Genomic DNA, 9,758 nt, shown 5'->3' with positions numbered 1-9,758 from the left:
TCATGCGGAAGAGCGGCCGAGAAGCACGGCGTCCTCGAGCGCCCAGCTGAGCGAAACGGCATCGCCGACGGCGACCGGCCGGGCGAAATAGTCGCCGTCGTCGGCAATGACGGTGAAGTCATCGCTGCCGGCGCCGATAACGGTGATCTTCACGGAAGAGCCGCGATATTCGATGTTGGAGACAATGCCGTCGAAGCCGAGCGTCCATTCGGTCGCCACCTGCAGGCGCACGCGATCGGTGCGGATGCCGATATCGACGGGCTCGCCGACTTCCCTGCCCGTCCCACGCACGGAAAAGCTCTGACCTTCCGGGACGGTCATGACGAGCACGCCGTTCTCGCTCGAGGTCACCCGGCCGGACAGCACATTGTGGTCGCCCATGAACCGCGCGACGAAGGCCGTCGCCGGACGCTCGAAGACCTCGCGCGGGGCTGCCGCCTGCTCGATCCGGCCGTCATTCATGATGACGATGACGTCGGCGAGCGCCATTGCCTCTTCCTGGCTATGGGTGACGTGCACGAAAGTGATGCCGAGCGACTTCTGGAGTTTCTTGAGTTCGGCGCGCATGCGGATCTTCAGGAACGGATCGAGCGCCGACAGCGGCTCGTCGAGCAACAGCGCTTCCGGATCGGTGATCAGCGCGCGCGCCAGCGCCACGCGTTGCTGCTGCCCGCCGGAAAGCTGGGCCGGGCGCCTGACGGCATAGGCCTCCATCTGCATCAGCTTGAGCATCTCGAGCGCCTTCGCCCGCCGCTCCTGCTTGTCGACGCCTTTCATCTTCAGGCTGAAGGCGACGTTGTCGATCAGGTCGAGATGCGGGAAGAGCGCGTAGGACTGGAACATCATCGCCGTGCCGCGCCTGGCAGGCGGAAAATCGGTGACGACGACATTGCCGAGCCGGATATCGCCCGACGAAATGCTCTCGTGGCCGGCGATCATACGCAGCGTCGAAGTCTTGCCGCAGCCCGACGGGCCGAGGAAGCAGCAATAGGAGCCGGCGGGGATCTTCAGGCTGATCGCATGGACCGCCGTCGTCGCGCCATACACCTTCGAAACGGATACTATATCGATCTCTGCCGCTTTCGACATCATGCCTTCCCCTGTTTGGAAAAGACGATGCATCTGCCGTGCCAGACTCCGTTTCCTGCAGCAAGCCATTGTGAAATAACGATTTTATCAAGACTGCAGCTAAGAAAGCAAATTATAGGCACAGCGCTATATGCACATGATTTAGGCTATCGTGCGCAATTTGTGCAAAACATCGTATACAATCTGGCCGCCATTTCGGGCACAAATTCTGTTTAACTTTGGCGCGAAGCCGGATATGGTTTGCCGACCATCAGGAAATAAATTTCATGAAATCCGCCGCCAAGGCTCAGCAGGCCGAAGACTCCACAGATACCGGCGCGCAACAGATCCGCGATGCCATTCGCGAAGCGATCGTCGAGCGCAGGCTCTCGCCCGGCACCAAGCTTTCGGAAAGCGATGTCGGCAATCTCTTCAACGTCAGCCGCACGCTTGCCCGCGCCGCCCTGCAGGCGCTCTCCTATGAAGGCCTCGTCAGCGTCGAGAAAAACCGCGGCGCCTTCGTCGCCTATCCCTCGCCGGAAGAGGCTCGCCAGATCTTTTCCGCCCGCCGCTTGGTCGAACCGGGCATATTGCGCGAGGCAGCGGCGCGGATCACGCCTGACGATATTACTCATCTGCGACAGCTTCTGCTGGAAGAAGGCCGCTTGATGAGCGAGCGTGGCCAGACCGCACGCCGCGCTGAAATCAAGGCATCGGGCGATTTTCATCTGACGCTGGCAGTCATATCGGGAAATTCGATCATGCAGCGCTTCATGGAGGAGCTCGTCGCCCGCTCGTCGCTGGTGATTGCGCTTTACGGGCAGTCGACCGCATCGAGCTGCGGCCATTCCGAACATGGTGATATTGTCTCGGCGATCGAAGCCGACGAACTCGACCGCGCCTGCCAGCTGATGCTGCATCACATCGCCCATATCGAGGCCGATCTTGACCTGCGCGAACGCAAGAGCCTGGGCCTCAAGGAAGCCTTCGAACTCTGAACATGCAAAGGATGCGGGCGCGGATGCTCCACCGCCCGCCGCTTCAAACGGACTCTCGAAACACTACCAAGGCGTCTTCTTCGGCAACATCTCAAAAGCCGCGAAGATATCCTCGGCGCTCATCGGCTCGCTCGACCGCAGCTTCACGATTCCGTCGCGTCCGATCAGGATCAACCCGAACTCGCCGGATGGCGGTCCCTGCAGCCGATCGCGAATATCGTCGGCATCGAGTTCCCAGTCATCGTCGAACAGCGCAAATGCGCCGCCGCCGGCAATGCTGAACACCTCGATGTCTTCCTCGATTAAGCGCATATGCGCCTTGCGCAGCCATTCATCCTGGATGAGCGCGCGGTCATCTTGCGCATCGGCAAAGATGATCAGCACCCGTTTCCTGTCGCGAAACTGCTCGAGCGATTGCGGAAGATCAGGCTCACGCCTGGGTGTACCCATGATTTCATGAACAATAGATTTTAGCATGGTGCTCATTCCTCGCCCGTCACCACAGCATAACTCTCAAATCGGGATCGATTTATAGATTATGCAGCAATTCAAACTGCTACAGCGCCCTTTGCGACTCTCGAAAAGGGCGCTGTAGTTGCGGGCTGTGCCTGCCGAATTAAACGGCTGGGAATAAGCGAGGTTCCGCCAAGAAGCGGAAAAGGATCGCAGCCATGGCCGCGATCCTCACTTTGTCAGTCGCGGCCCTGGTCTTCTGACGCATGGGCCGAAACGGCAACGAGATCCGCAGCCCCGGTGAGGAGAAGGCGCTTGCGCACTAGGACGCGCATGACACGCGCCGCCGTCGAGAAAGTCATCTGGTCGAGCGGGCCTTCGCCCTCCCACGGCTTGGTCAGCCGTTCGGTGACGGCGCCGACGATGTTCATCGGCACGATGTCGGTGCATTCGCGCATGGCTTCGAAAACGAAGCTGATGGGGATGACCCGGCCTTCGTGGGTCACGATCGGTTCGGTCAATTCGCTGTCCCATTCCTCGAAAGCATAGAGCGCTTCACGAAACAGCTGCTGGAGGTTGAACGGCGCGTGGCCGTCATGAAGTGGCGGCAGTGCATTCATCATGTCTGTCTCCTCTTGATGGGTTGAAGCCAAAGTCCTCCGGTATCGGTCGCGCCAACGCGGGGAACGGAACGATTTGCTGCCCCTGCGAACCGAATAACACTATTGATTCTATAGAGTAACACGCCGGGGTAAAGCCCATTTATCCGCCGCCGCGGAAGCGAATTCCATAACACGCTGATATTCTTGCGTGTTTAGACGAAATTTTCTCCGCGCACACCAGCCTTAAAAATCTATGCCACCCGCCCGAGATCGCTCCGGAATGACACGGCGAGGCGAAAAAACCCTGAAAATTCACGGAACTTTTGTCTCTGTAATTTGTTTTGTCCTCACATTCGCAAAACACACTGGGGTTATCACCAATGACGCAAATCCGTGAACCGGAGCGCCGAAGCAAAATCCTGCGCGGCCGCCCCTATAGCCTTGACGAATTCGCCTCCAAATATGGCCTGCGCGGCGAGCAGGCAGAAAGCCTGTTTACCCGTTTCGGGCCCTCCTCGATCGAACTCGACCTGCTGATGGCAGCCAAGCGCCGGCCGCCGGTTCTGCAGGACAGAATTGCCGAATAACAATTTTGATCAATGGAATGGATCGATGAGCGACAGACGCCACGAATGGATCAGCAAAAGAGCTTACGCGATTTGGGAGGAACAGGGTCGGCCAAATGGGCGCGACGACGAGCACTGGCGCCAGGCAGTTGCCGAACGCGACGCGCTGGAGCGCACGCAGGCCTCCTCCGATGGCCGCGAGGTGCTGGTGAAGTTTCGCCCGAAGCCGCAGCGGCCCGAAGCGCCACGCGCCAGTTGGTTCAACCGAACAGCAAACGTCGGCTGAATCCTTTCTCACATCGACCAGGCCGCTTGCGGATCGAGCGGCTCAGTCGAGCCTGAGCCGGAAGCGCGCCTGAAAATCTCCCTGCCACCACATGGGGAAATTGGTTCCCCACTTGTTGTTGTGCAGATTGAAGCGGATACCGGCGGTAAAATCCGGCAGAGTTCTGCAAAACGTCATAAAATCTGAGCTTTGCGGCGCAACCAGCGGCGCATCGAAGGTTTCGATCGTCAGCGGACCATCGGCAAGATCACCGCGTGCTGATGTCACCGCCTGCAATTGTGCCCCGCCGCTCGTCGCAATATTCCCCGATCGGTGCCAGAGGCCCATTTTGTGGAAATTCCAGTCCCCCGCACCATCAGGCGTGAAGGAAAGAAAGCTTGCCTCCGGCATGCGGTTGGCGGGCTTGTCGTGCAATGTCAGGCTGAGGTTGAGGCGATCGCCCTCGGCGGTGAAATGCAGCATCACATGCGGCGGCGCGCCATATTTCTGCACGGCCTCGGCCGGCATCGACAGAAGGATGCCCGCCGCTTGCGTTGCTTCCAACGCCGGCAGAAAGACCTTCGAAAGTGCGGCCCCCGACCAGGCGAGCCCCGGCTTGTCATGGTCGAGCACCGCCCATTCCTGGCGATGGGTCAGGTAGGTCTGCATGTGGCGGTTGACGTCGCCGGCATCGTAGCTCTCATATCGATAGGCGATCAGCGAGCCGTCGCAGCCGGAGATCGTCCGACCGGAGGGAGAGGTGATTTCGGCCACATCGCCGCTCGCGCCGTCGAGCACGATCGACCAGCCACCGGTCTGCAGGCGGAGCTCCCGCCCACCGCCCTTGATGACGGCAGGCGTGGCAAATTCGGCAAGTACGCTCTGGGCTGCGCTCCGGTCCGTCTCGTCGAGCTCCGAGACCGCCTGGTCGAGATAGGCGCGCTGCTCATCCCATGAGGCTTCGGTATAGGCGAAGCGATAATCGGATCGGCGTGCGGCCTCGAAATCGGCCCGCGACCACGCCTTGTCGTCGCGCAAATAGGATTTGATATCGACGCCGCAGGTATGTTCGGCCACCATCGCCAGTCCGCGCCCGAAGGCGAGACGTCGCGCGTCGAGCCCATCCGCCGCGAAGCGGTCGTAGAGCCGCTGCAGCGCAAGAAACCGCGCCGTCTTCACCGGATCGCTGCCGCTGCCATGGATCCAGCTGTCGCCGAGTTCCAGCTCGACAACAGGGAAACGCTCACGCTCCCCCCAGAGAATGGCGCCGTAATCCTCGAGCGTCGCCGCGCGAATGACCGCATCCGGCTCACGGGCGCGTAGTTCCCGATAGGCCTCGGCCGTCTGTGGCACGCTCTGCGGCCCCATATTGTCGTTGGTATGGGCAAAGCTCAGCCCGTCCTCGAAACCGTCTGGAAAACAGGTCTCGCCATAGGAGCGCTGGTACATGACGACCACTTCCTCGCCGCCGGACGCCCGCCAGCGGAAGATCTCGGGCACGTCGGGCGGCGGTGAGGCCGTATTGACGCCGAGATGCAGGAAGCGGATGCCTGCCTCGGATAGCAGCGGCACCATGCCGAGCGTATGGCCGGGTACATCGGTCATCTTCGCCGCGATCGTCGTCTTGCCGAAGCGGCGGTCGAGCTCCTGCGAATAGGAAAGCCCGGCCCGGAAGAGATCCGGCGACATCAGCTCCGTATGGGTGGTGAACGGCAGGCCGTGCCAGCGGATCAGCCCGCGCTCGATCGCCTGTTCCAGCGCTCCCACCTCGGCTGCAGAGCGCGAATTCAGATGATCCCAGATCAGCCAGGCGCCCGTCGTCCAGATGAATTTCGGCTCGTCGGGATTTTCGGCATGAAAATGCTTGGCCGTTTCGATCGCCTGCGGAATGAAGCGCTCGTGATATTGCCGGCGGACTTTCTCGGCATGATCGGTAAAGCCGATATCGAGATGGGTCTTGAAGACCAGATGCACGCGCTTTTCAGTCATTCCATTCACATATCGGTGATGACAGTCGAAACATTCTGCAGCCAGTGGCGGCACAGGTGAGGAGTGTAACCGTTTCCACAAACACCATTGCTATTGCCACAAATTCTTCGTCAACCCGTTTTGGCACAAATCGATGAAATAGTGCGAGTTTATTAACCATATATCCGAAAACGCTGTCGTCCGACGCTTTCATCGTAGAATCGAATCGCGACAAGAATGAAGACGTGTTCATCGACAATTATATAGAAAAGGCGGCGGGACTTCCTTGCTGCCGCGCCCGGGTGGTGCGCTGTTTAGCCAAGGAGAAAAGCCCGAGCCTTTCGGGAAAGCCGATTATCAGAAGGCGTTGGTTTCCTGGCAGAGCGCCCGGTGAACCTCAGTCCAGAACAGCGCCAGCGGCGTGTCGCCGTTGCGTTCGGCAACGAGGGCGCGGATCAGCGCTTCGGAGCCGGCCATGTCCTGCCAGCTGGATTTCAGGCCCTTGGCGGCCTGTTGGCATTCGGCAATCTCGAATGGTCTCTTGCTGTCCATATGAGGCCTCCTCATGGAAGGCGCTAGCAGATGGGGCCAAGATTGTCATTCCCCGCATATGTGGGGATGCCTTGTATTTGTGACGGTGCTCGCGGTAGGATTGAGGGGATTGGGGCAGTGGAAATGATTGAAAATACCTACAGCGAAAAGTTCGAGTCCGCTTTCGAACAGATCAAGGCTGCGGCCAATGTGGATGGCGCCATCCGCATTCTCCAGGCGGAATATGGCCTCGATTTCGTCACCTACCATCTCGCCCAGACGATCGCCAGCAAGATCGATTCGCCCTTCGTGCGCACCACCTATCCGGATGCCTGGGTCTCCCGTTACCTCCTGAACAGCTATGTGAAGGTCGATCCGATCGTCAAACAGGGTTTTGAACGCCAGCTGCCCTTCGACTGGAGCGAGGTCGAGCCGACTCCAGAAGCCTATGCCATGCTGGTCGATGCCCAGAAGCACGGTATCGGTGGCAACGGCTACTCCATTCCCGTCGCCGACAAGGCGCAGCGCCGTGCGCTCTTGTCGCTGAATGCCCGCATAGCGGCCGAGGAATGGGCCGAACTCGTCCGCCGCTGCCGCAACGAATGGATCGAGATCGCTCATCTTATCCACCGCAAGGCCGTCTACGAGCTGCATGGCGAGAACGATCCCGTGCCGTCATTGTCGCCGCGCGAGATTGAGTGTCTGCACTGGACGGCGCTGGGCAAAGATTACAAGGATATTTCGGTCATCCTCGGCATATCAGAGCACACCACGCGCGATTATCTGAAGACCGCCCGTTTCAAGCTCGGCTGCGCGACCATCTCGGCCGCCGCCTCGCGGGCCGTGCAATTGCGCATCATCAATCCCTAGCGAATCGCGATCTTTCAGATTCGGTCCTCGCGCTTTAGCTCTTTGTTTTACGCATGTCGTTGTCGCAAAACCGCGGCACACTTTTGCGCGACATGTTCTGCCCCCCTCATCTGAGGGGGCCCATCTGAGGGAATTTCCGATCCGGCCCGCATGAACCATTCTGCTTTCCACGAACTTGAAAACGCTGGAGGGCAAAATGTTCGTTATCATTCAGGCACATGAGTATCAGAAATACGCTGCCGTACTCGACCAGATGTTTCGCCTGCGCAAGAAGGTCTTCGCCGATACGCTCGGATGGGACGTTCCCGTCATCGGCCCTTACGAACGTGACAGCTACGATTCGCTCGCCCCCGCCTATCTCGTCTGGTGCAACGACAGCCGCACCCGTCTTTATGGCGGCATGCGCCTGATGCCGACGACGGGCCCGACCCTTCTCTACGATGTCTTCCGCGAGACGTTTCCCGATGCCGCTGATCTTATCGCCCCCGGCATCTGGGAAGGCACGCGCATGTGCATCGACGAGGAGGCGATCGCCAAGGATTTCCCCGATATCGACGCCGGCCGCGCCTTCTCCATGATGCTGCTTGCGCTTTGCGAATGTGCGCTCGATCACGGCATCCATACGATGATTTCCAATTACGAGCCCTACCTCAAGCGCGTCTACAAGCGCGCCGGCGCCGAAGTGGAAGAACTCGGCCGAGCAGACGGCTACGGCAAATATCCCGTCTGCTGCGGCGCCTTCGAAGTGTCGGACCGGGTGCTGCGCAAGATGCGCGCCGCCCTCGGCCTCACCCTACCCCTTTATGTCAGGCACGTGCCGGCCCGCTCGGTCGTGACCCAATTCCTGGAGATGGCAGCATGAACCGCCTCGCTGAAACCGCCACGCAGACCGCAATACAGAAGGATATCGGCGCGCTGGAGCGCCATGTTCTCGCATCCCGCGACATCGCCACGCAGATAGGGGATCCCTTCCTCTCCTATCTCCTTTCGATGGCGCTGTTTACGATCTACGAGAAGAAGGCCCATCACGAGAACGAGGCGCTGAAGAGCAGCTTCAGCTGAGGGTGTGGTTCCCCTCCGCCCCGCCTGAAGACGAGCATGTCTCCCGGCGCCTCGCGCGCAGCCGCAAAAACAGTCCCCGTTTTGCGGCTGCGCGCCCCTGTCCGGTCATCCGGGTATTGCCGTTACGTCATCAGAGAATCGATTGTCGAAATCAGCGTATCGTGCATGTAGGGCTTCGGCAGGAAGGCGGTATTGGCGGGCAGCGCCATCGGATCGAGCCGCACCATGCCGGAGGTGATGATGATGCCGATATTCGGCCGCATCGCCCTCACCCGATTGGCAAGCTGGAGACCGTCCATCGACCCGGCCATATTGACGTCGGTGAACAGGATATCGACATCCTGCCTGCCCTTCAGCACCACCAGAGCCTCGTCGGCATTCGCCGCCTCCAGCGCCACATGACCGACCTCCTCCAGCACATCGAGAATATTGAACCGGATCAGCGGCTCGTCCTCCACGATGAGCACCACGGCACTGTTCGAAGCCACCATCTGCGATCGCCCTCTTCATGCGGAATGTGACTTGGATAAGTGTAGCCCGCGGGAGAAGGTTCCAGTGGCTGCCCACGAAATATGCATCGTCCACAGATGCTTGCGCTGCCCGCTTGTGGCTCCTCAGGATTTGCGTTAGAGCGGAACCCGTGCTGCGGGAACCATTGCCCCGGCACCCAGCGCCGGACACGGCGCCAGGGCCTGTAGCTCAATGGTTAGAGCCGGCGGCTCATAACCGCTTGGTTGGGGGTTCGAGTCCCTCCGGGCCCACCACTCCGCCCTTGTTTCAATCGCCTCGTGGCTCTGCCGCGGTCCTTGTAATTGTGGCGCAGCATTATCTATGCTCTTGCGGAAGTTGAGGGAGGGGGAATGAAGTCTTGGTATGATCGCTATGGAGTATGGATCGCGCTCACGGTTTTTGCGTCGATTAGTTTCATATCGCGTCGGCTTCAATCCGACTTACCTTTCCATTCAAAAGCTGTGTTCTCCGAACGACAAAGGCGACTGTCTCAGGCAATGGGTGTCCGCCTCTAGCGGTTGGTTCGGCGGTGCCATTACTCTCGCAACTCTCATTGTGCTTTCGCGACAGGTAAACGACGTCCGAACTCATCACAGAGAAACGATTGCGCAGGCGAAACTTCCTGTCTACTTGAGGGCAAAGCGGGTGGTAGATGCCACGGCGATCGCTCGGATTACATTGGAATTGATTGCCGACGCTGTCACCACGGCGGAACAGAATGGTCCGACGACCAACGGCCTTTTTCGGATGAGAGCCGGCATAAAATCTCTCAAAAATGACGTTTCTCGGCCTGAATTTGACAGCCTCGAACCGCTGAAATGGGCTGTTGCGTCGTCCAGCGCTTGTGACATTTGCGGATTGGTAC

12 protein-coding genes and 1 tRNA gene are annotated in these 9,758 nt (G+C 59.5%); 7 read left to right on the top strand and 6 right to left on the bottom strand.

Annotation, left to right across the window (positions count from 1 at the left end; genetic code table 11):
* On the bottom strand, nucleotides 1–1,089 hold the full coding sequence (locus tag G9X64_RS24670; protein WP_168310069.1) for an ABC transporter ATP-binding protein: 1,089 nt from the start codon (nucleotides 1,087–1,089) through the stop codon (nucleotides 1–3).
* A 266-nt stretch (nucleotides 1,090–1,355) separates the two neighbouring features.
* Here G9X64_RS24670 and G9X64_RS24665 point away from each other — a divergent pair, with 266 nt between their 5' ends.
* Nucleotides 1,356–2,066: a GntR family transcriptional regulator gene (locus G9X64_RS24665; RefSeq protein WP_168309924.1), complete on the top strand. Its 711-nt coding sequence runs from the start codon at nucleotides 1,356–1,358 to the stop codon at nucleotides 2,064–2,066.
* A 63-nt stretch (nucleotides 2,067–2,129) separates the two neighbouring features.
* Here the strand turns inward: G9X64_RS24665 and G9X64_RS24660 are convergent, their stop codons facing one another.
* Together G9X64_RS24660 and G9X64_RS24655 are read right to left on the bottom strand one after the other, a co-directional pair.
* On the bottom strand, nucleotides 2,130–2,543 hold the full coding sequence (locus G9X64_RS24660; protein ID WP_168309923.1) for a DUF4174 domain-containing protein: 414 nt from the start codon (nucleotides 2,541–2,543) through the stop codon (nucleotides 2,130–2,132).
* Between the two features lie 215 nt (nucleotides 2,544–2,758).
* On the bottom strand, nucleotides 2,759–3,142 hold the full coding sequence (locus tag G9X64_RS24655; protein ID WP_171377549.1) for a BRA0787 family protein: 384 nt from the start codon (nucleotides 3,140–3,142) through the stop codon (nucleotides 2,759–2,761).
* A gap of 359 nt (nucleotides 3,143–3,501) precedes the next feature.
* On the opposite strand from G9X64_RS24655, the gene G9X64_RS24650 reads away from it, so the two are divergent.
* Entirely contained in the window at nucleotides 3,502–3,708 is a 207-nt protein-coding gene (locus tag G9X64_RS24650) for a hypothetical protein (protein ID WP_129419795.1), read from the top strand.
* 25 nt (nucleotides 3,709–3,733) lie between these two features.
* A complete protein-coding gene (locus G9X64_RS24645) occupies nucleotides 3,734–3,973 on the top strand; it encodes a DUF2934 domain-containing protein (protein WP_171377548.1) in 240 nt (79 codons plus the stop codon).
* Nucleotides 3,974–4,015: 42 nt separating this feature from the next.
* On the opposite strand, the gene G9X64_RS24640 is transcribed toward G9X64_RS24645, so the two are convergent.
* Both G9X64_RS24640 and G9X64_RS24635 read right to left on the bottom strand, forming a co-directional pair.
* A complete protein-coding gene (locus G9X64_RS24640) occupies nucleotides 4,016–5,941 on the bottom strand; it encodes a DUF5054 domain-containing protein (RefSeq protein ID WP_171377547.1) in 1,926 nt (641 codons plus the stop codon).
* Between the two features lie 336 nt (nucleotides 5,942–6,277).
* On the bottom strand, nucleotides 6,278–6,472 hold the full coding sequence (locus G9X64_RS24635; protein WP_003541553.1) for a hypothetical protein: 195 nt from the start codon (nucleotides 6,470–6,472) through the stop codon (nucleotides 6,278–6,280).
* A gap of 123 nt (nucleotides 6,473–6,595) precedes the next feature.
* On the opposite strand from G9X64_RS24635, the gene G9X64_RS24630 reads away from it, so the two are divergent.
* The 3 genes from G9X64_RS24630 to G9X64_RS24620 all read left to right on the top strand — a co-directional run bounded on the left by G9X64_RS24630 (nucleotide 6,596) and on the right by G9X64_RS24620 (nucleotide 8,383).
* Nucleotides 6,596–7,321 (top strand): LuxR family transcriptional regulator, encoded by a 726-nt coding sequence (locus G9X64_RS24630; RefSeq protein ID WP_168309920.1) that lies wholly within the window; start codon nucleotides 6,596–6,598, stop codon nucleotides 7,319–7,321.
* 196 nt (nucleotides 7,322–7,517) lie between these two features.
* On the top strand, nucleotides 7,518–8,183 hold the full coding sequence (locus G9X64_RS24625) for an acyl-homoserine-lactone synthase (RefSeq protein ID WP_168309919.1): 666 nt from the start codon (nucleotides 7,518–7,520) through the stop codon (nucleotides 8,181–8,183).
* Complete coding sequence (locus G9X64_RS24620) at nucleotides 8,180–8,383, top strand: hypothetical protein (RefSeq protein ID WP_003541563.1); 204 nt, start codon at nucleotides 8,180–8,182, stop codon at nucleotides 8,381–8,383. Before G9X64_RS24625 ends, G9X64_RS24620 begins: the two co-directional genes overlap by 4 nt.
* Before the next feature lie 122 nt (nucleotides 8,384–8,505).
* Here the strand turns inward: G9X64_RS24620 and G9X64_RS24615 are convergent, their stop codons facing one another.
* The gene (locus G9X64_RS24615) at nucleotides 8,506–8,874 is read right to left on the bottom strand and encodes a response regulator (RefSeq protein ID WP_025395379.1); all 369 of its coding nucleotides are present in this window, start codon (nucleotides 8,872–8,874) and stop codon (nucleotides 8,506–8,508) included.
* A 197-nt stretch (nucleotides 8,875–9,071) separates the two neighbouring features.
* Here G9X64_RS24615 and G9X64_RS24610 point away from each other — a divergent pair.
* Nucleotides 9,072–9,147, top strand: a tRNA-Ile gene (locus G9X64_RS24610).
* The last annotated feature ends 611 nt before the right edge of the window (nucleotides 9,148–9,758 follow it).

The organism is Rhizobium sophorae (genome assembly GCF_013087515.1).
GTDB lineage: Bacteria > Pseudomonadota > Alphaproteobacteria > Rhizobiales > Rhizobiaceae > Rhizobium > Rhizobium sophorae.
This window is presented reverse-complemented; position numbering and strand designations above follow the sequence as displayed.